We start from the raw sequence: 19,448 nt of genomic DNA, 5'->3' as shown, positions 1-19,448 counted from the left end.
CTCCGCCGCAACCTCGGGATCTACGGCATCGGCGGCCTGATCGCACCCTTCATCGGCATCAAGATCATCGACCTGCTCATCTCCCTCATCCCCGGAATCGGCTGATCGCCATGAACAACTCCGTCTCGAACACCGTCCGGCTGCTCGGTGCGGGCCTGCGCGCCCTCCTCGTGCTGACCCTGGTGACCGGCGTCATCTACCCGCTGGTCGTCACCGGCATCGCCCAGGGACTGTTCAACGACAAGGCGAACGGCTCCGAGATCAAGGCGGACGGCAAGGTCGTCGGCTCCTCCCTGATCGGGCAGTCGTACAACCTGCCGCTGAAGAAGGGTCAGGAGACCCCCGACGCGGACCTGAAGTGGTTCCAGGGCCGCCCGGCGAACGGGCTCGGCAGCAACAGCATCAACACGCAGTACGCGCTGGTGCTGTCGGGCGCCACCAACCTCGCCGCGGACAGCGGCGCCGTGCACGGCACGTGCCCCGCCAAGCCGGCGGACGGCACGCTCTGCGCCCAGGTGGTCGCCGCCAAGGAAGCCGTCGTCAAGGACAACTCGGTGCCGGGCTACAGCGTCCTGCCCTCCGACGTCCCCGCCGACGCGGTCACCTCGTCCGGTTCGGGCCTCGACCCGAACATCTCCCCGGCCTACGCCGGACTCCAGGCGCACCGCGTCGCCGAGCGCAACCACCTCCCCGTCGCCCAGGTGGACCAGCTGGTCAAGGACCACACCACCGGCCGCACCCTCGGTTTCATGGGCGACCCCCGCGTGAACGTCCTCGAACTCAACATCGCGCTCAAGGACCTCGTGGCCGGCAAGTGACGGCCTTACGCGACTCACGCGGGAGTCGGCGGCCCGGGAGACCTCCCGGTTCCGCCGGCTCCCGCCCTCATGCGCAGGCCGCCCCGCGACCGGCGCGCACGGCCCCAGGCAGCAGGAGAGGCAGGCGCTCATGACCCGGGTGCTCGTCGTGGAGGACGACCCGCAGCTCGTGCGGGCCCTCGTCATCAACTTGGAGGCACGCAGGTACGACGTGGACGCCGCGCCCGACGGGGCCACGGCCCTGCGGTTCGCCGCCGCGCGCCAGCCCGACGTGGTCCTGCTCGACCTCGGTCTGCCCGACATCGACGGGGTGGACGTCATCAAGGCGCTGCGCGGCTGGACCCGCGTGCCGATCCTGGTCCTCTCCGCCCGCCAGGCCTCCGACGAGAAGGTGTCCGCGCTCGACGCGGGCGCCGACGACTACGTCACCAAGCCGTTCAGCATGGACGAACTGCTCGCCCGGCTGCGGGCCGCCGTCCGCCGCACCGAGGATGTTGCGCCGGCCCCCGAGCGCCTGGTGGAGACCGAGCACTTCAGCATCGACCTGATCGCCAAGAAGGCCGTACGGGACGGCCGGGACGTGCGGCTGACGCCGACCGAGTGGCACCTGCTGGAGATCCTGGTGACCAACCCCGGCCGGCTGATCACACAGACGTACCTGCTCCAGGAGGTCTGGGGCGTCTCGCAACGCAACAAGTCCAATTATCTGCGGGTCTACATGGCGCAGTTGCGCCGCAAACTGGAACGGGATCCCTCCCACCCGCGCTATCTGATCACCGAGCCCGGCATGGGCTATCGCTTCGAGGGGTGACATGACCCGCGGCAAGCTCCGCATCTACCTCGGCGCGGCACCGGGCGTCGGCAAGACCTACGCCATGCTGGCGGAGGCGCACCGCCGCATCGAGCGGGGCACCGACTGCGTGGTGGCCGTCGTGGAACACCACGAACGGCCGCGCACCAAGGTGCTGCTGCACGGCCTGGAACAGGTGCCGCGCAAGGAGGTCGGTTACCGGGACGGCACGTTCACCGAGATGGACGTGGACGCGGTCCTCGCGCGCCGCCCCCGGGTGGCGCTCGTGGACGAACTGCCGCACACCAACGTCCCCGGCTCCCGCAACGCCAAGCGCTGGCAGGACGTGGAGGAAATCCTCGCCGCCGGGATCGACGTGGTCTCGACGGTCAACATCCAGCACCTGGAGTCGCTGGGCGACGTGGTCGAGTCGATCACCGGTGTGCGGCAGCGCGAGACCGTGCCCGACGAGGTGGTCCGCCGCGCCGACCAGATCGAGCTTGTCGACATGTCGCCGCAGGCGCTGCGCCGCCGTATGGCGCACGGCAACATCTACCAGCCGGACAAGGTGGACGCGGCCCTGTCGAACTACTTCCGGCCGGGGAACCTGACCGCCCTGCGGGAGCTGGCGCTGCTGTGGGTGGCCGACCGGGTCGACGAGTATCTGACCGAGTACCGCAGCGAACACCGGGTGTCGAAGATCTGGGGCTCGCGGGAGCGGATCGTGGTCGGCCTGTCCGGCGGCCCCGAGGGGCGCACCCTGCTGCGCCGCGCGGCCCGCCTGGCGGAGAAGGGCGCCGGCGGCGAGGTGCTGGCGGTCTGCATCGCCCGCAGCGACGGCCTGGCCACCACCGCCTCCCCGAAGGAACTGGGCGCCCAGCGCACCCTCGTCGAAGACCTCGGCGGGACCTGGCACCAAGTCGTCGGCGACGACGTCCCGGCCGCGCTGCTGGACTTCGCCCGAGGCGTGAACGCCACCCAGATAGTCCTCGGGGTCTCCCGCCGCCGGAGCTGGCAGTACCTCTTCGGACCGGGCGTCGGCGCCACGGTCGCCCAGGAGTCGGGGCCCGACCTCGACGTCCACCTCGTCACCCACGACGACGCGGGCAGGGGCCGCGGACTGCCCGTGGCGCGCGGCGCACGCCTCGGCCGGTCCCGGGTCGTCCGGGGCTGGCTCGTCGGCGTGCTCGGCCCGGTCCTGCTGACCTGGCTGCTGGCCGGCGCCACTCCGCAGATCGGCCTCGCCAACGACATGCTGCTGTTCCTGTCGCTGACGGTGGCGGCGGCCCTGCTCGGCGGGCTCCTCCCGGCACTCGCCTCCGCGGTGGCCGGTTCCCTGCTGCTCAACTGGTTCTTCACCCCGCCCGTCCACACCCTGACCGTCGCCGACCCCGCGAACATCGTCGCCATGGCGATCTTCGTGTCGGTCGCCGCGTCCGTGGCGTCGGTGGTGGACCTCGCGGCCCGGCGCACCGACCAGGCGGCCCGGCTGCGCGCCGAGTCGGAGATCCTGTCCTTCCTCGCCGGCAACGTGCTGCGCGGCGAGAACACCCTGGAGGCGCTGCTGGTACGGGTCCGCGAGACCTTCGCCATGGAGTCGGTGGCCCTGCTGGAGCGGACCGGCGAGGCGGCGCCCTGGACCTGCGCCGGCAGCGTCGGACCCGGACCGGCACCGAACCCGGAGGACGCCGACGTCGACGTACCGGTCGGCGACCACATGGCGCTGGCCCTGCGCGGCCGGGTGCTGCCCGCCGCCGATCGCCGGGTGCTGGCCGCGTTCGCCGCGCAGGCCGCCGTCGTGCTGGACCGCCGGCGCCTGCAGCACGAGGCCGACCGGGCGAAGGCGCTGGCCGAGGGCGACCGGATGCGGACCGCGCTGCTGGCCGCGGTCAGCCACGACCTGCGCACCCCGCTCGCCGGGATCAAGGCCGCCGTGTCCTCGCTCAGGTCCGACGACGTGGAGTGGTCCCAGCAGGACCAGGCCGATCTGCTGGAGGCCATCGAGGAGGGCGCGGACCGGCTCGACCACCTGGTGGGGAACCTGCTGGACATGTCCCGGCTGCACACCGGCACCGTGACGCCCCTCATCCGCGAGACCGATCTCGACGAGGTCGTGCCCAGGGCGCTCGGCGGGGTGCCCGAGGGCAGCGTGCACCTGGACATCCCCGAGACGCTGTCGATGGTCCACGTCGACCGGGGGCTGATGGAGCGGGCCGTCGCCAACATCGTCGAGAACGCCGTCAAGCACAGCCCGCCCGACGCGAAGGTCCTGGTGTCCGCGAGCGCCCTCGCCGACCGGGTCGAGGTCCGGGTCGTGGACCGCGGACCAGGAGTGCCGGACGAGGCCAAGGACCGCATCTTCGAGCCCTTCCAGCGCTACGGCGACGCGCCCCGCGGTGTCGGTGTCGGCCTCGGCCTCGCGGTGGCCCGCGGCTTCGCCGAGGCCATCGGCGGCACCCTGCACGCCGAGGACACGCCCGGCGGCGGCCTCACCATGGTGCTGGCCGTACGGACGGCACCGCGGCGCCGCCCCGTGCGGCCGGAACTGCCGGCGGCGGCCACCTCCTGACGGCCGGCCCGCCGGCGTCTCAGGCGTCCGGCGGGACGGTCTCGAACTCCCTCGCCAGATCCCCGGTGTCCAGCCGCAGCCGCCACGCGTTGCGGCGGTGCACGGCCGCCAGCGCCGCCTCCAGCGGGGACGGCGGCACCGCGAGGACCGGACAGCAGGCGCGGGCGAGGCACTGGCGGCTGACCGAGGGCCACAGTGCGCGGTGCAGCCGCCCGCGCTGCCCGGCGCCCACCACGAGCAGGTCGCCGTCCCGGTCGGCGACGTCCACCAGCACCGGTCCGGGGGCGCCCCGGACGACGAGTGCCTGTCCGGGCAGCCCCGGGTCCATGCCGCCGAACACCTCGCGCAGCGCGCGCACCAGCCGCTCCCGGGCGAGCCGTTCCCAGTCCTCGCCGAGCAGGGCGCAGGCCGGGGACCTGCGGTCCGTCAGCTCGCCGCCGGGCGGCTCCCAGGCCAGCACAGGCCACAGTTCGGCTCCTCGGCGCCGCGCTTCGTCGGCGCCCCGGCCCAGGGCGGTCAGACTCCCCGGAGAGCCGCTCACGCCTACCACGATGCGAGCGGCTGCGGGCGGGCGGGATTCGGACATCGCATCCACCGTTCTGCACACGCCGGCCGGTGCCTCCGGCCGACGGAACTCCTCGGAAACCCTCCCCAGTCCACCTCCGCACCCCGGCTTCCCACCACCCCGGACCCCACTTCTTGGCACCCTTCTGACGACCACCTCCCCGGTCCGCCGTCCCCAGCGCACGCGCGCGTGCCGTGCCGCCACGCCGGGTCACCGCCGCGGGGCGCCGCGCCCCTGGGGCGGTGGTGCGCGGCAGGCGCCGTGTTCCGTCTCGCGGCGCAGGAGTTCGCCCCGGCCGCCTTCGTGGCGGCGCGGGACGACGGGTGGATGCCACGGCCACCCCAGCAAGATCATCTCGACCGCGGACGGGATGTCCCTCGTAAGGGTCAACTAAAGGTCCGGCGGGCCTTGATCAACGTCGTGACGTCACCCAGGGACATAACCTCGGACTTGACTCACTGAGGCGGCCGCTGCCGCCTCGCCCCCTTTGCATGCGGATCTCTGACGGCCGTCCCGGGCGGCCGTTGCCGGTGCACGTCGTGGCCACGGTCGACACTGCGAAGAAGGAACCCTGAATGTACGACACGCTCGCGAAGCTGCTGGCGGAGGAATTCGGTATCGAGAAGGACCGGATCACCCCGCGGTCGACAAGCCGTGAGCTGGAGCTGGACTCGTTGAGCATGGCCGAGTTGGCGGTCATCGTGACCGACCTGACCGGGGTGCGCCTGGAGGACGTGGACCTGTCCCTGGACCTGACGCTGGGCGAGATCGCCGACCGGTTCGAGGCCGCTCTGCGCGCCCCGGACGGTCTGCAGGTGGCCGGCTCCGCCGCGCCGACGTGGTGAGGCGCTGCCGAGACCGGGTGGCCGTCACGGGCGTGGGACTGGTGAGCGCGGGCGGCATCGGTGCCGAGCCGACCTGGGGTGCCGTCTGCGCCGCGGTGGGGCGGGCCGAGCGCGCACCCGAACTGGCGGACGAGCCCGTTGACATGGTGTGCCGGGTCAGGGGATTCGACGGTGACGCCCTGCTGGGGCGGCGGCTGGCCCGGCGGATGGACCGCCCGACGCAACTGGGCGTGGTCGCCGCCCGGGAGGCCGCTGAGGCGAGCGGCCTGGCGCCGGGCGAGGTCGCGGCGCACCGGATCGGGGTCGTGATGGGAGCCGGCGGCACCGGCGTGGCCGGGGTCGCCGACGCCCACGAACGCTGGCGGGCCGGCCGGGCGGCGACGATCTCGCCCATGGGGCTCGCCCGCTCCCTGCCGAGTGCCTGCGCGGCCGAGATCGCCCTGGACCGCGGCGCGGCCGGCCCCGGCTTCGCGACCTCGGCGGGCTGCGCGTCCGGGCTGGTCGCCGTTGGCACCGCCATGGAACTGCTGCGGTCCGGCGCCGTGGACGTGATGCTGGCCGGGGGAGCCGACTGCCTGCTGCATCCGGTGACGCTCGCCGCCTTCGCGCAGATGGGCGTGCTGGCGCGGCGGGCCGCCCGGCCGGACGCGGCCGTGCGCCCCTTCGACGTGGCACGCGACGGTTTCGTGGCGTCCGAGGGAGCCGCTGTGCTCGTCCTGGAGACCGCCGCACACGCGCAGGCGCGCGGGGTCCGGGTGCTCGCCTGGCTCGCCGGTTACGGCGCGGCGGGCGATGCGTACCACATCGCGGCCGTGCACCCCGAGGGCCGCGGCGGCGAACAGGCGGCGCGCACCGCGCTCGCCGACGCCGGATGGGCGGCCCGCGACGTCGAGCACGTCAACGCGCACGGATCGGCCACCGAGGCCGGCGACCGGGCCGAGGCGCGCTGGCTCACCCGGCTGCTGCCGCACCGGCCGGCCGTGACCGCGGCCAAGGCCGTCCTCGGGCACGCCGGAGCGGCCTCCGGCGCGACCGAGGCGGCCCTGACGGTGCTGACCGCGGCCCGGCACCTCGTCCCGCCCACGGCCAACCACGAGCAGCAGGAACCCGGCATGGACCTGGACGTCGTCACGGGCGCCCCCCGCGGCGTACGGCTGCGGAAGGCACTGTGCGTCTCCACTGCCCCCGGCGGCCAGAACAGCGTCCTGGCCGTGGCAGCGGACTGACCTCCCGAGAGAGCTTCATGAAAGTGATCAGCACGGATTCGTCCGTGCAGGCACGGGCGACCCGGCTGCTGCTGGGGCTGCGCCGCGCCCCCGACCCGTACGAGGTCTACGACCGCCTGCGCGAACTGGGCGCCGTGCTCCCCGTACCGGCCCTGCGCACCGTGGTGCTGTGCGGTTACGACGTCTGCCGGCACGCGCTGCGCTCCCCGGACTTCCGGGTGCCGGATCCCGCCTGGCGGGATCTGCACACGCCCGGGTGGCGCCGCCATCCGTCGGCGGAGCAGTACGCGGCCAGTCTGCTCAACACCAATGCACCCGGGCACCAGGCCCTGCGGAGCCGGTCCGCCGCGCTCGTGAGCCGGCCGGTGATCGCCGCCCTGCGCTCCACCGTCCGGGAGCTGGCCGACGACTGCGCCGGCCGGCTGGCCTCCGTGGTGTCCCGGGAGGGCGTCGCGGACGCCGTCGAGCACCTGGTGCTGCCGCTGCCCGCCCGTGTGCTGTGCGCGCTGCTCGACCTGCCCGACGAGGACGCGGCGTATCTCGCCGAACTGACGCTGCGCAACCAGATGGTCGGTGAACTGTTCCCCACCGAGACGGACTTCGAGAGCGCCGACCGTGCCCTCGCGGACTTCCAGAGCTACCTTCGCGCCCTGCGGCGCAGGATCCACCCGGGCGGCGCCCCGCCCGCCTGGTCGCGGGTCACCCCGGCGGAGTGCGGGCTGCTGCTGCAGGCCGGCTTCAGCACGACGTTCGCGCTGCTGGGCACCGCGATGCGCGAACTGCTCAAGGACGGCGGCGCACTTGCGGCCACCCTGCTGGCCCGGCCCGAGCTGATCCCCGACGCGGTCGAGACCTGGCTGCGCCACTGCCCGCCGTCCGCCATGGTCAGCCGGATCCCGAGCCGTGACACGGTCCTGGCCGGCGTCCCCGTCGCGGCGCAGACCCATCTGCTGGTCCTCATCGCCGCCGCCACCCGTGACCCCGCGGCGGTCGGCACCCTCTCCTTCGGCCACGGCCCCAAGTACTGCCTCGGCGCCCACCTGGCACGGCTGGAGGCGGTCGCCTTCGTCCGGGCCGTGCTGCCGTACGCCGTCACCTGGCGGCTCGCGGGCCCCCCGCCGCCCACCGCCGGATACGTCATGCCGCAGTTACGGAGCCTGCACGTCACCGCGCGGCGGGCGACCGCACCTCCCGGCCCCGCCCCGGACCGACGGGAATCGGACTCATCGCGATGACTGCTGCCCCCGACCTCCTCGCCGCGCTCGAACCGAGCGCCGAACGGCTGCTGAAACGTAGCGCAGGGCGTGCGCGTGCCGGTCCTCCTCCGCCGTCCAGCGGTGCACCCACTCGCCCCACGCCCGGTCCCGGCCGAACCGGGTGGCGCTGGAGCGGACGAAGGCCACGGCGGAACGCTTCCGCACCCTGTACCAGCGCATGGAAGGAGGCGGCCGTGCCGCACACACGTGAGGTCGCCGTCACCGGCATCGGCATGATCACACCGGGCGGCCCGACGGCCGAGGAGACCTGGCGCACCGTCTGCGCAGGACGCAGCCTCGCGCGCACCGACCCACAACTGGCCGGTCTGCCGGTGGACATCGCCTGCCGCATCGACGACTTCGACCCGGTCGCCGTGTACGGCCGCCGGCTCGCCCGGCGTCTGGACCGCTTCACGCACCTCGCCCTGCACGCGTCCCGGCAGGCCGTCGTCGACGCCGAACTCGACCCCGAGCACTGGCCGCGGGAACGGGTGGGCGTCATCCTCGGCATCGGCGGCAACAGCCTGGAGACCTACGTCCGGGAGTTCACCCTGCTCGGCGAGGGCCGCCCCACGGCCGTCTCACCAGTGGCGCTGCCCCGCAGCGTGCCCAACATGGTCCCCGGCGAGGTCGCGATGGACCTGCGGATCCACGGGCCGAGCTTCAGCGTGGCCAGCGCCTGCGCCTCCGGCGCCACGGCCATCGGGGTGGCCCGGGACCTGCTGCTCGCCGGGGCCTGCGACATCGTCCTCGCGGGCAGCGCGGAATCCGGCGTCTCCCGGATGCCGGTCACCTGCTTCGCCCAGATGACGGCCCTCTCCCGGCGCCTGGACGACCCGGCCGCCGCCTGCCGGCCCTTCGACGCCGACCGGGACGGTCTCGTGCTCTCCGAGGGCGCGGCCGTCCTCGTCCTCGAACGCCCCGACGACGCCCGGGCCCGCGGCGCCCGGATCCGGGCCGTGCTGCGCGGTTACGGCTGTACGAGCGACGCCCACCATCCGGTGGCACCGCACCCGGAAGGGGCGGGCGCGGAGCGGGCGCTGCGCGCGGCGCTGGCCGACGCCGGCTGCACCGCGCGCGACGTGGACCACGTCAACGCCCACGGCACCTCCACGCCGGCCGGCGACAGCGCCGAGGCGCTCGCCCTGCTCCGCACGTTCGACGGCACCCCGCCGCCGGTGACCGCGCCCAAGGGCGTCCTCGGCCACGCACTCGGTGCCTCCGCCGCGATCGAGGCCGCGCTGACCGTACTGACGATGCAGCACCAGCACATCCCGCCGACGGCGAACCTGCATCGCCAACTGCCGGGCCAGGAACTCGACATCGTCACCGGTGTGCCGCGTCCCGCGGAGGTCGGCGTCGCCGTGTCCAGTTCGTTCGGCTTCGGCGGCCAGAACACCGTCCTGGTGCTCGGCACGCCCTGAAGCCCCGCGGACGAACGCACCCGCGGCTGCCGACACGGCCGGCCCGCGCCCCGTACTGTCGGTGACTCGCGTCGGAGATCAACGTCCCCCCGGTGTCCGGGCCAGGACCTCGGGCCCGTCTCAGCCGTCCGCTATTTCCCCTGGCCCTCGACCACGGTCAGCGTGTGGTCCGGCTCGGGCCGCAGGCCGTCCGGCTGCGACCGGGGCGTGCCGGTGGGCCGGGCGCGGCGCAGGGTCGGAGCCCACCAGTTCGCCGGGCCGAGAGCCGCCATGACCGCGGGGACCAGCACCCCGCGCACGAGCAGGGCGTCGACGAGGGCGGCGACCGCCACACCGACGCCCACCAGTTTCAGGCTGCTGACCCGCGAGGTGACCAGGGCCACGGTGGAGACCGCGACGGCCGCCGCGGCGGAGGTCATCAGCCGGCCGGTGCGTGCGATGCCCCGGACGATGGCGAAGGTGTTGTCGCCGGTGCGGTCGTGTTCCTCCCTGATCCGGCCGAGCAGGAAGACCTCGTAGTCGACCGAGAGGGCGAGCGCGATGGCCAGCGTGAACAGCAGCAGCGACGCGTCGAGCGTACCCGTGACGGAGAAACCGGCCACCAGGCTCCGGCCGTACCCCAGTTGGAAGACCAGCACGAGCGCGCCCGCGCTCGCGCCGAGGCTGAGCACGGCGACCACCATGGCCTTCAGCGGGGCGACCAGGCTGCGGGTCAGCAGGACGAGCAGCACCACGAACGCGGCCGCCAGCAAGCAGCCGGCCCCGGGCAGTGCCGCGCGCACCGCGACGACGGTGTCGGTGATCTCGGCGGCGCGGCCACCGACCAGGGCGACGCCGGGTACCTGCCGCACCGCGCGCACGAGCCGGGCGGCCTGTTCCCCGCCGGGTGCGTGGCCGGCGGCCACGACGAACACGCCCTGTGCCGAACGCATCGCGGCGGCCGTCGGCGCCGGTACCGTCCGTACCCCGGCCACCCCTGGCAGCGCGCGCAGCCTGCTCTCGTACCGTTCGCGTGCGCGCTGTTGGGCCCCGGCGGCCGGGGGCAGGTCGGCGACGACCGACAGCAGCCGGTCGGGCGGGTGGTCGAAGCCGGCCTCCAGCCGGGTCACGGCAGCGGCGGCCGGCGCGGACGCGGGCAGGACCCGCTGGTCGATGACGCCTAGGTGTACCCGGCTGAACGGCAAAGCGAGGACGAGCAGCACCACGCCGGCGGCGGCCCCGGAGGGCAGTGGCCGGGCGGTCACCCGCCGGGTCACCGACTGCCAGAATCTGCTGGGCTCGCCCAGCCGGTACCGGCGCAGCCCGCGCAGCGGGTCGCCGCGATGCAGCTGGGAGCCCAGCAGGGTCAGCAGGCCGGGCAGCAGGAACAGTGCCGCCAGGGCCGACAGCACGGTGACGACGATCCCGGCCAGGGCCAGGGCTCGCAGCAGCGGTGAGGGGACGACGAGCGTGGCCGCCAGGCAGGCGGTGACCGCGGCGGCGGAGAAGACGACGGACCGCCCGCTCGTCCGCCAGGCGGTGCGCAGGGCCCGCACCGGCGTCGCGCCGTACGCCATTTCCTCCTGGTAGCGGGAGAGCAGGAACAGGGTGTAGTCGACGGCCAGCCCGAAGCCGATGGCGGAGGCGGCGTTGACGGCGAACACCGACACGTCCGTGACCCTGGCCAGCAGTCCCAGTACCGGGATGGTGCACACCACGGCGCAGGCCGCGACCAGGACCGGCAGCAGCGCGCACACCAGGGAGCCGTAGGCGACCAGCAGCACCAGCAGTACGGCCGGCGCGGCGAGCAACTCGGCCCGCAACAGGTCCCGTTCGCACTGCGCGTCGATCTGTGCCGTGAGCCATGCCGAGCCGCTGATCTCCAGCGTCGCGGGCGCGGCAGCCGCGCGTACCTCCGGCGCGATCCGTTCGGCGGTCCGGCCCCGCCGGCGTTCGTCGCCCGCCAGGTCGGCCGTGACCAGCAGCGTCCGCCCGTCGCGCGAGCGCAGCCACGGGTCACCCGTGGTGCCGAAGGAGGTGACCGCGTCGACGCCCGGGGTGTGCGCCAGCAGCGACGTGATCCTGCGATCCGCGTCGGTGAGGCGTGCCGAGGTCGCGGCGGCGGCCCCCGGACCCGTGGAGGCCGCGGACGTCGAGGGCATCGCGGACACCGCGAAGATGACGTCCGGGCGGGGCAGACCGAGCCGGGCGGCCCGCCGTTCGGCGTGCTCCGCCTCCGTCCCCGTGGCCAGGGTGCCCCCGGTTCCCAGCATCTCGAAGGCCGGCACGATCTGTAACGCGGCGACCACCAGTACGGACAGCGCACACAAGAGCATCCCCCACGCCTGTCTGCGGCTCTGGTCAAGCATCCGTCTGTCACTCCCGCCTCGGCACATCGACCCTTTCACCACTTGGGCCAACGAGAACGTCGCGTGCCGGGCATGGTTTTGCCCGGATTCCACTGCGGACGGGGGCCAGTTGGCGGTACGGGGGCCGACGGGAGTGCCTGGTGCCGGAAGCGGAAACGTTCAGCTCGGACTCGGCGCCCCGAGAGGGCAAGTAGGTCTGGACCATTGACCTGGACATGATGAAGGGGCTAAGGAATGCAGTGCACGGGCACATGTTCCCATCCGGTATCCGAGGAAGGGCCCCCACATGTTCAGACCCCGCACCACCCGCCGGTGGTCCCGGACCCTGTCGCGGTTGTTCGCACTGTTCGCCGTAGTGCTCGGCCTGCAGACGATTCCGGCACACGCGGCGCAGACCGCTCCCGCCTTCAAGGTGCTCGCCTTCTACGACGGGACGTACGACGCGGCACACATCAGCTTCGTCCGCGAGGCCAACACCTGGTTCCCGCAGGCCGCCGCGCAGAACGGCTTCTCGTACACCTCGACCAACGACTGGAACCAGCTGAACACCGCCAACCTGGCCAACTACCAGGCGGTGATGTTCCTCGACAACTACCCCCACACCGCCGCGCAGCAGTCGGCGTTCAAGACCTACATGGACAACGGTGGCGGCTTCTTCGGCTTCCACGTCTCCGCCTACAACGACGACAGCAGCGACTGGCCCTGGTATCACAACACCTTCCTGGGCACGGGCACCTTCAGGAGCAACACCTGGGGGCCGACCGCCGAGACGCTCAGGATCGACGACCCCGCCCACCCGGCCACGGCGGGCCTGCCGGCCACCATCGCCTCCTCGGTCAGCGAGTGGTACAGCTGGCAGAACGACCTGCGGCAGAACCCGGCGATCGACATCCTCGCGTCGCTGGACGCCTCCACCTTCCCGGTCGGCACCGACCCCAACCAGTCCTGGTACAGCGGCTATTACCCGATCGTCTGGTCCAACCGCAACTACAAGATGATCTACGCCAACTTCGGCCACAACGCGATGGACTACTCCACCAACACCCCCTTGTCCTCCACCTTCGCCAGCACCCAGCAGAACCAACTGCTCATCCAGGGCCTGCGCTGGCTGGGCGGACAGTCGGGCACGACCCCGCCGCCGGCCGGCACCGGACCGATCCACGGCTACGGGGGCAAATGCGTGGACGTGGCCGGCGCCGGCACCGCCAACGGCACCGCGGTGCAGCTCTACGACTGCAACGGCACCGGCGCGCAGAACTGGACGGTGGCCGCGGACGGCAGCCTGCGGGCGCTCGGCAAGTGCATGGACATCACCTCGGGCGGCCTCGCGAACGGCGCCCAGGTGCAGCTCTACGACTGCAACGGCTCCGGCGCCCAGCAGTGGCAGCCCGGCGCGTCCGGGTCGCTGGTGAACCCGCAGTCCGGGAAGTGCCTGGACGCCACCGGCCCCAGCTCCGCCAACGGCACCCGGTTGCAGATCTGGTCCTGCACCGGTGCGGCCAACCAGAGCTGGACCCTGCCTTCCTGACCGGTCGGAGCAGGGCACGGCTCGTACCGCCGCAGGTCCCGGCGGGGGAGTGGCCGGGCCGCGGGACGCCACTGCCGGCGTCCCGCGGCCCGGCCGTCGTTCATCCCCTGCCTGCCGCCGGGGCGGCCGGGGTCACTTGGTGCGGTAGGCGTCGAGGACCGTCTGGGCGAACGCGTTGCCCTGACGGTCCCTCACCTCGGCGCGCAGCGAGACCGAGCCGCCCGCGGGCGGGTTGGCCACGCGGACCGCGCCGTGCCGGACGGTCACTGGCCGCCAGGTCTTTCCGCCGTCGTAGGACACGGACACCGTCAGCGACGCCAGGTTCCGGCCGGCCGCCGAACCCTGCACGGTGACCGGCACCGACTGCCGGACGCCGGCCGGCGCGGTGGAGTCCAGCGCGAGTCGCGGCGTGTAGCGGACGGCACTGGCCGGGACCGCGGTGCGCGAGGCGGTGCGGGCCGAGGTGAACTCGGCCTGCCAGGTGACCTCGGAGGTGACCGAGGAGACACCGGTCGACGCCCGGCCGACCGTGGTCACCAGCCGGTAGCGGGCCCTGTCCGGCGGCAGTTCGAACCTCACGGCGTCGAGCACGCCGTTCGCGGTGGCGTAACTCCTGCCATTGCGGTACAGCGTGGTGGAGGCCGATGCCGCGTCGTACAGGCTGTCGCCGCGGTGTCCCGCGCCGTCGGTGAACGGGGCGATCGTCCCGGTGAGCGTGTCGCCGTCCCGGACGAGTCCGCCGCCGTCGCCGAGGGCCGGTCCGAACACGCCGGTGCCGACCGTCTCGGCGCGGCTCGTACCGGCGGGGTAGGCGCGGGCCGGGACCTCGTACTGGGTCTGGACCTTGCCGTTGGTCGGGTTGCGCTGCTCGGAGAGCGCCGCCCAGGTGTAGCCGCCCTGGACGTACACCGTCCGGGTGCTGGGCAGGTCGTCGTAGAAGCCGACGCCCAGGCCCCCGGCTGCCGGAAGGATGGTCCAGTTCAGCCCCAGGACGTCCGGGACGGACGCCCCCTGATGCAGGGTCAGCTTGGCCAGGTCCTTGGCGGTGACGTGCTGGACGTGACCGGTGTAGAAGCCGTCCCGGAGGGTGTCGGCGATGTGGTACTCGGTCGCGCCGTTGTACCAGTGCGAGGTGAAGTACGACGTGACCTCGCCCGGCGCCGGTGCCTCGCCGATCATCGCGGTGCGGGCGCCGTTCAGACTGGCGCTCAGCCCGATGCCGATGGACGCCTCGGCGCCGCTGGAGCGCACCTGGGTCGAGATGAGCGTGGAATAGCCGGTGGCCTGCGGGTCCGGCAGGGTCACCTCGACGGGCCGGGTGTCGCGCGCGTCGAAGGCGATGGTCATGTCGTGGTCGACCGTCACCTTCGGAGCGACGAGATTGTCGATGCCGTCGTCGGCGAAGTTGCGTCCGACGAACGCGTACTCGCCGGCCGGCACCTCCACGGTGCCGGTCCCGTCCTCGCCCTGGACCAGCTTGAGCTCGTCGTTGCCGATGCCGGTGAGCCAGGCGGCCCAGTCGTAGAAGCCGGGCGGCAGGCCGTCGCGTCCGAGGGCCTTGACGGTGACCCGGTAGGTGTTCGCCACGCGGTCGACCCCGCCCGCGCTGCGGATGGTCTGGCCGCCGCCGGTGGCGACGAGCGTCACGCTGTACGCGCCGCTCGTCTCGCCCCCGACCCGGGTGTCCGCGGTCACCTCGACACCGGCGGTGCCGCCGGCCGGGACGGTGACCCGGCCGGCGCCGAGGGTGAAGAGACCGTCGGGGGCGGCGCCGCCGTCGGGACCGGTGGTGGTGGCGGTCAGGTCCAGGGTGACCGGCTGGTCCCCGTAGTTGCGGTAGGTGACCGTGCGGGTCTGCGGCTCGTCGTCGGTGTGCGGCCACGAGGTGCGGCCGAAGTTCAGCGAGCCGGGCTCGGCCACGACGGTCTGCGCGGTGGCCCGGGTCAGGTCGATCCGTCCGGTGCCCTGCTGGTAGGGGCTGTAGCCGCCGGGCTTCGCGGATCCGGTCAGCAGCGCCTTGATCTGCGCGCCGCTGAAGTCCGGATGCTGCTGCATCAGCAGGGCCGCCGCCCCGGTCACGTGCGGGGTGGCCATGGAAGTACCGCTGAGGGTGACGTATCCGGGCGCGGGGTGCGGGTCGTCCGGCCGGGTGCCCTCGGCCGCGGCCGCGGTGATGCCGACACCGGGCGCGGTCACGTCGGGCTTGACGCCCCCGTCCCAGCGCGGGCCGCGTGAGGAGAAGCCGGCGAGCTGGTCGAGTTTGTCCACGGCGCCCACGGTCAGCGCGTCCTCGGCCACACCCGGGGAGCCGACCGTGCCCGCGGCGGATCCGGAGTTGCCCGCGGCGATCACGAACAGCGCCTGGTCGGAGAGGGCGTCGACGGCCTCTTCGAGGGGATCGGTGCCCGGTTCGTCGGGGGCGCCGAGGGACATGTTGACGACGTCGGCGCCCTGCGCGACGGCCCACTCCATGCCCGCGAGGATCTCGGACGTCAGGCCGGAGCCGGCGGCGTTGAGGACCTTGCCGTTGATCAGCCGGGCGCCGGGGGCCACGCCCTTGTACTTGCTGTCCGAGGCCGCTCCGGTACCGGCGGCCGTCGAGGCGACGTGGGTCCCGTGCCCGTTGTGGTCCAGGACGTCGTCGTCGGTCGAGAAGTTCTGCTGGGCGACGATCCGGCCGGCCAGGTCCTGGTGCCCGGAGTCGATGCCGGTGTCCAGCACGGCGATCTTCACGCCGGTCCCGTCGAAGCCGGCCTTCCACATGCCGGGTGCACCGATCTGCGGAACGCTCACGTCGAGGGCGGCGGTCACCACCCGGTCGAGGGCGACGGACGCCACGCCCGGGGCCAGTTCGCTCGTGCGGTTCTTGGTGTCGGTGAGCGCGGACCAGGCCGCGGTGGTCTCCTCGGGGGGCACCACCAGGGCCTCGGCGCCCACGGAGGTGAGTTCCCGGACCTGCGTGTCCGTGTCCGCGTGCAGCCGGCCGCGGGCCGCCGGGTTCGCCGCCGTGTACTTCACCAGCACCGGGGCGCCGCCGCGGGTCAGGTCGCGGTACTCGGGGCGGGCCAGCTCGGCCACGTCGAACAGCGCCCGGTCGACCTTGCCCTCGGCGATCAGTCTGTCGGCGTCCGCGGGGACGACGTAGGTGTGGTCGCCGGTGTGGCTGATCTGCAGGGGTATGCCGGCCCTGCCTCTGGCCGGTGTCACACCGACGGCGTTGCTGTCGCCGTCCAGCAGGACCTGGTCGCCGGTGATCAGCGTGACCGTTCGGTAGGAGGAGGCGGCGGCGGGTGACGGCGCCGCCACGGCCGGGGAACCCGCTGCGGCGGCCGGGGCGGTCGTGAGCCCCGTCGTCATGGCCACCGTCATCATCAGCGCGCCGGAGCAGGCGGAGGCATACGTGAGCCGTCTTGTTCTTCTTCGTGATCCCAGCACTGTCGTCCTGTCTGTCGGTGGGGCGGGCAGGGGTGTGACGTGAGCGCCGTTCAAAAAGCAGCTCATCCTGTCAGGGACGTGCCATATCCACCATGGTCGAGATGCCGGGGGAGACGTAGATCATGCCGGTCAACCGCCCTGCGGAAAAGGGTGGTTGACGTGGGCCGTGTCCGTCTCGTCGGGAATGCTTTCGGGCCGCCTTTGACCCTCATTCAATGATCAAGAGGGATGTCGTCCCGAGTCCGTGAGCCCTCGTACCGTGATCAGTGCCGGACATGCGGTCACGAAAAGGAAGGCCGCTCTCACTGTCCGTGCGATGTGTGGAATCGACCTGACGGCCGACTCGGCGGCGGCGGTCGGCCCGTAGTCACCTTCGGCGAGTACTTTGCATATATTTGCCTTTTATGAGGCGAATATCCGCTAGGGCCAGGACCGGCTGGCTGGGCCGGCTGCGCCGGGATCCGGTGCTGGTCTCGCCGGCCCTCCTGGCGGTGCTCCTCGCCGTCGGCGAGGTGCTGACGCCACCCGAGAAACCGGTCTACCGGCTCCTGCCCGCGGTACCCGCGCTCGCCGCGGTGCTGTGGCCGGTCGTCCCCACACTGCTCCTCGGGTTGGTCTGTCTGCTGGGGGCCGGGGTGTACGCCATGGTGTCGGCGGATCACACCGCCGCGTTCACCGTAGGTTCGATCGGCGCCGTCACCCTGGCCGCGGCGTACGCCAGCCATCTGCGCCTGCAGCGCGAGGGCACGATCACCGAGGTCCGTACCGTGGCGGATGCCACGCAGAAGGTGCTGCTGCGGCCCATCCCGAGCCACGTCGGACCTCTGGAGATCGGCAGCCTCTACCTGACCGCCACCCCGCACGCACGGGTCGGCGGCGACTTCTACGGCCTGGCCGACACCTCCGACGTGATCCGCCTGATCATCGGCGACGTCCGCGGCAAAGGTCTGCCCGCTCTCGCCGCGGCCTCGGCGGTGCTCGGCTCGTTCCGGGAGGCGGCCTACGACGCCGTCGACCTCGCCCAGATCGCCAGCCGTCTGGAGACCGCCCTGTCCCGCGACGCCGCCGCCGCCTTCGCCCACGGCGACCCGTCCGAACTCTTCGCCACCGCCGTCCTCGCCGAGATCCCCCGCGACGCCGCCCACGCCACCATCCTCAGCTGCGGCCACCCCCCACCCCTGCTCGGCCGCCGTGGCAGCGTCCACGTCCTCGACTCCCACGATCCCGCCCCGCCCCTCAACCTCGGCGGCCTGCTCACCCCCACCTTCCACATCTGCCGCTTCGCCTTCGGCGCCGGCGACCAACTCCTGCTCTACACCGACGGCGTCACCGAGGCCCGCGGCGCCGACGGAACCTTCTTCCCCCTCACCGTCTGGGCCCGCGACAACATGGACAACCCGCCCCGGCAGGTCCTGACATGCCTGCATGACGCCCTGCTGGAACACAGCGGGGACAACCTGAGCGACGACGTCGCCGCCGTCGCCATCCGCAGAATCTGACCGGAGGAAGCCGACCGGACACCGCGGCCGGACGGAGCCGGGCGGACGGCCCATGGAAAACGGCCCATGGAAAGCGCCCCATGGAAAACGGCCCTTGGAAAGGGGGGCGCTGCGGGCCGCTCGTGGTGGCTCGCAACGCCCCCCTGGCTCGGCCTGAGGGGCGCTCAGGAGTTCTCGGACGGGACCGGGTGCCCGGCCGGGCTACGACCCGACCTGCGCGGCCACCAGGTTCGAGAAGGTGGTCAGCCGGGTGTAGACACCCGGGTAACCGGCCCGGGCGCAGCCCTCGCCCCAGGAAGTGATCCCTGCCAGGGCGCCCCCGATGAGCAGGGGACCGCCGCTGTCGCCCTGGCAGGTGTCCACGCCGCCGGAGGTGTATCCGGCGCACACCATGTCGGTCTGGACGAAGTCCGAACCGTAGGCGGTACGGCAGCTGGAGTCGGACACGACGGGCACGGTCGCGGTCCGCAGCTGGTTGGAGGAGCCCCCGTTCTCCGAGGTGGTGCCCCAGCCGAGGACGCGGGCCGTGGTACCGGCGGCGTACACACCCGTCTGGGAGGAGGAGACGTACGGCGCCGTGGTGTACGGCATCGACGTGGACAGGGTCAGCACGGCCACGTCGTCGCCGTTGGCGGCGTCCGTGTAGTCCGGGTTGATCCAGATCTTGCTGACCCGGCTGACCGTGCCGTCCGTCCCGCCCAGGTAGGTCCGGCCGCCGACCACCCGGACGCTGCCGGTGCTCTCGCCGACCATGCAGTGCGCGGCCGTGACCACCTTGGTGGCGGACACCAGGGTGCCGCCGCAGAACTGGCTCTGGGCGGCGTCCGTGATCTGCATCATGAACGGGTACGCGGTCGTCGTGGTCGTCGTCCCGCCGACGATGGGCTGCGGAGCGGCGAGCGCCGAGGGGGCGGCGATCAGTGCGGTGGCGGCAGCGGCGGTGGCCACGAAGGCGGCGGCGGTCTTTCTGGCACGGGTGAGCCCGAACATGAGTCTCCTCAGTGGGGGGTGGCCGGTGGGGGACGCGCGGGGTGGGGGGTCATGAGAGTCGCGGGAGAGACCCTCATGTGCCCGGGCGAGCGGCACGCCCATACGCTAGGACCCGGAACCCTCGACTCCCAAGAGAGGGAACCCCCTAAGGGAGT

At 72.9% G+C, this 19,448-nt stretch carries 13 protein-coding genes and 1 pseudogene; 9 read left to right on the top strand and 5 right to left on the bottom strand.

Annotated elements, in window-relative coordinates:
- Positions 1–110 precede the first annotated feature (110 nt).
- The 3 genes from ACFYPJ_RS31995 (at position 111) to ACFYPJ_RS31985 (ending at position 4,177) form a co-directional block, all read left to right on the top strand.
- Positions 111–818, top strand: coding sequence for a potassium-transporting ATPase subunit C (locus ACFYPJ_RS31995; RefSeq protein WP_389024762.1), 708 nt, complete (start codon positions 111–113; stop codon positions 816–818).
- A gap of 130 nt (positions 819–948) precedes the next feature.
- Positions 949–1,629 (top strand): response regulator, encoded by a 681-nt coding sequence (locus ACFYPJ_RS31990; RefSeq protein WP_389024760.1) that lies wholly within the window; start codon positions 949–951, stop codon positions 1,627–1,629.
- Between the two features lies 1 nt (position 1,630).
- Positions 1,631–4,177 carry a DUF4118 domain-containing protein gene (locus ACFYPJ_RS31985; RefSeq protein ID WP_389024758.1) on the top strand — a complete coding sequence of 849 codons (2,547 nt, stop codon included), beginning with the start codon at positions 1,631–1,633 and terminating at the stop codon, positions 4,175–4,177.
- A 19-nt stretch (positions 4,178–4,196) separates the two neighbouring features.
- Here the strand turns inward: ACFYPJ_RS31985 and ACFYPJ_RS31980 are convergent, their stop codons facing one another.
- Entirely contained in the window at positions 4,197–4,763 is a 567-nt protein-coding gene (locus ACFYPJ_RS31980; protein ID WP_389024756.1) for a universal stress protein, read from the bottom strand.
- A gap of 554 nt (positions 4,764–5,317) precedes the next feature.
- Between ACFYPJ_RS31980 and ACFYPJ_RS31975 the strand changes: the two genes are divergently transcribed.
- From ACFYPJ_RS31975 to ACFYPJ_RS31965, 3 genes are read left to right on the top strand one after another with little or no spacing between them, the layout of a single operon-like run.
- A complete protein-coding gene (locus tag ACFYPJ_RS31975; protein ID WP_389024754.1) occupies positions 5,318–5,587 on the top strand; it encodes an acyl carrier protein in 270 nt (89 codons plus the stop codon).
- The gene (locus ACFYPJ_RS31970; RefSeq protein WP_389024752.1) at positions 5,581–6,813 is read left to right on the top strand and encodes a beta-ketoacyl-[acyl-carrier-protein] synthase family protein; all 1,233 of its coding nucleotides are present in this window, start codon (positions 5,581–5,583) and stop codon (positions 6,811–6,813) included. Before ACFYPJ_RS31975 ends, ACFYPJ_RS31970 begins: the two co-directional genes overlap by 7 nt.
- 23 nt (positions 6,814–6,836) lie before the next feature.
- Positions 6,837–8,048, top strand: coding sequence for a cytochrome P450 (locus ACFYPJ_RS31965; RefSeq protein WP_389024750.1), 1,212 nt, complete (start codon positions 6,837–6,839; stop codon positions 8,046–8,048).
- A gap of 60 nt (positions 8,049–8,108) precedes the next feature.
- On the opposite strand, the pseudogene ACFYPJ_RS31960 reads toward ACFYPJ_RS31965, so the two are convergent.
- Positions 8,109–8,195 (bottom strand): annotated as a pseudogene (locus ACFYPJ_RS31960) (acyl-ACP desaturase); the annotation flags it as partial.
- 68 nt (positions 8,196–8,263) lie between these two features.
- On the opposite strand from ACFYPJ_RS31960, the gene ACFYPJ_RS31955 reads away from it, so the two are divergent.
- The gene (locus tag ACFYPJ_RS31955; RefSeq protein WP_389024748.1) at positions 8,264–9,493 is read left to right on the top strand and encodes a beta-ketoacyl-[acyl-carrier-protein] synthase family protein; all 1,230 of its coding nucleotides are present in this window, start codon (positions 8,264–8,266) and stop codon (positions 9,491–9,493) included.
- Positions 9,494–9,624: 131 nt separating this feature from the next.
- Here the strand turns inward: ACFYPJ_RS31955 and ACFYPJ_RS31950 are convergent, their stop codons facing one another.
- Positions 9,625–11,841 (bottom strand): MMPL family transporter, encoded by a 2,217-nt coding sequence (locus ACFYPJ_RS31950; RefSeq protein ID WP_389024746.1) that lies wholly within the window; start codon positions 11,839–11,841, stop codon positions 9,625–9,627.
- A gap of 286 nt (positions 11,842–12,127) precedes the next feature.
- Here ACFYPJ_RS31950 and ACFYPJ_RS31945 point away from each other — a divergent pair, with 286 nt between their 5' ends.
- Complete coding sequence (locus tag ACFYPJ_RS31945; protein ID WP_389024744.1) at positions 12,128–13,369, top strand: ThuA domain-containing protein; 1,242 nt, start codon at positions 12,128–12,130, stop codon at positions 13,367–13,369.
- A 132-nt stretch (positions 13,370–13,501) separates the two neighbouring features.
- On the opposite strand, the gene ACFYPJ_RS31940 is transcribed toward ACFYPJ_RS31945, so the two are convergent.
- Entirely contained in the window at positions 13,502–16,726 is a 3,225-nt protein-coding gene (locus ACFYPJ_RS31940; RefSeq protein WP_389024742.1) for a S8 family serine peptidase, read from the bottom strand.
- Positions 16,727–17,208: 482 nt separating this feature from the next.
- On the opposite strand from ACFYPJ_RS31940, the gene ACFYPJ_RS31935 reads away from it, so the two are divergent.
- The gene (locus ACFYPJ_RS31935; protein WP_389024740.1) at positions 17,209–18,303 is read left to right on the top strand and encodes a PP2C family protein-serine/threonine phosphatase; all 1,095 of its coding nucleotides are present in this window, start codon (positions 17,209–17,211) and stop codon (positions 18,301–18,303) included.
- 201 nt (positions 18,304–18,504) lie between these two features.
- On the opposite strand, the gene ACFYPJ_RS31930 is transcribed toward ACFYPJ_RS31935, so the two are convergent.
- The gene (locus ACFYPJ_RS31930; protein WP_389024738.1) at positions 18,505–19,293 is read right to left on the bottom strand and encodes a S1 family peptidase; all 789 of its coding nucleotides are present in this window, start codon (positions 19,291–19,293) and stop codon (positions 18,505–18,507) included.
- Positions 19,294–19,448: the final 155 nt, after the last annotated feature.

This window comes from Streptomyces sp. NPDC006012 (assembly GCF_042871185.1).
In the GTDB taxonomy this organism is placed as follows: domain Bacteria; phylum Actinomycetota; class Actinomycetes; order Streptomycetales; family Streptomycetaceae; genus Streptomyces.
This window is presented reverse-complemented; position numbering and strand designations above follow the sequence as displayed.

Coding starts and splice junctions, on each gene's coding strand:
- ACFYPJ_RS31935 (WP_389024740.1), top strand. CDS start 17,209: ATGAGGCGAATATCCGCTAGGGCCAGGACCGGCTGGCTGGGCCGGCTG.
- ACFYPJ_RS31930 (WP_389024738.1), bottom strand. CDS start 19,293: ATGTTCGGGCTCACCCGTGCCAGAAAGACCGCCGCCGCCTTCGTGGCC.
- ACFYPJ_RS31985 (WP_389024758.1), top strand. CDS start 1,631: ATGACCCGCGGCAAGCTCCGCATCTACCTCGGCGCGGCACCGGGCGTC.
- ACFYPJ_RS31980 (WP_389024756.1), bottom strand. CDS start 4,763: ATGTCCGAATCCCGCCCGCCCGCAGCCGCTCGCATCGTGGTAGGCGTG.
- ACFYPJ_RS31975 (WP_389024754.1), top strand. CDS start 5,318: ATGTACGACACGCTCGCGAAGCTGCTGGCGGAGGAATTCGGTATCGAG.
- ACFYPJ_RS31950 (WP_389024746.1), bottom strand. CDS start 11,841: ATGCTTGACCAGAGCCGCAGACAGGCGTGGGGGATGCTCTTGTGTGCG.
- ACFYPJ_RS31945 (WP_389024744.1), top strand. CDS start 12,128: ATGTTCAGACCCCGCACCACCCGCCGGTGGTCCCGGACCCTGTCGCGG.
- ACFYPJ_RS31995 (WP_389024762.1), top strand. CDS start 111: ATGAACAACTCCGTCTCGAACACCGTCCGGCTGCTCGGTGCGGGCCTG.
- ACFYPJ_RS31990 (WP_389024760.1), top strand. CDS start 949: ATGACCCGGGTGCTCGTCGTGGAGGACGACCCGCAGCTCGTGCGGGCC.
- ACFYPJ_RS31940 (WP_389024742.1), bottom strand. CDS start 16,726: ATGACGACGGGGCTCACGACCGCCCCGGCCGCCGCAGCGGGTTCCCCG.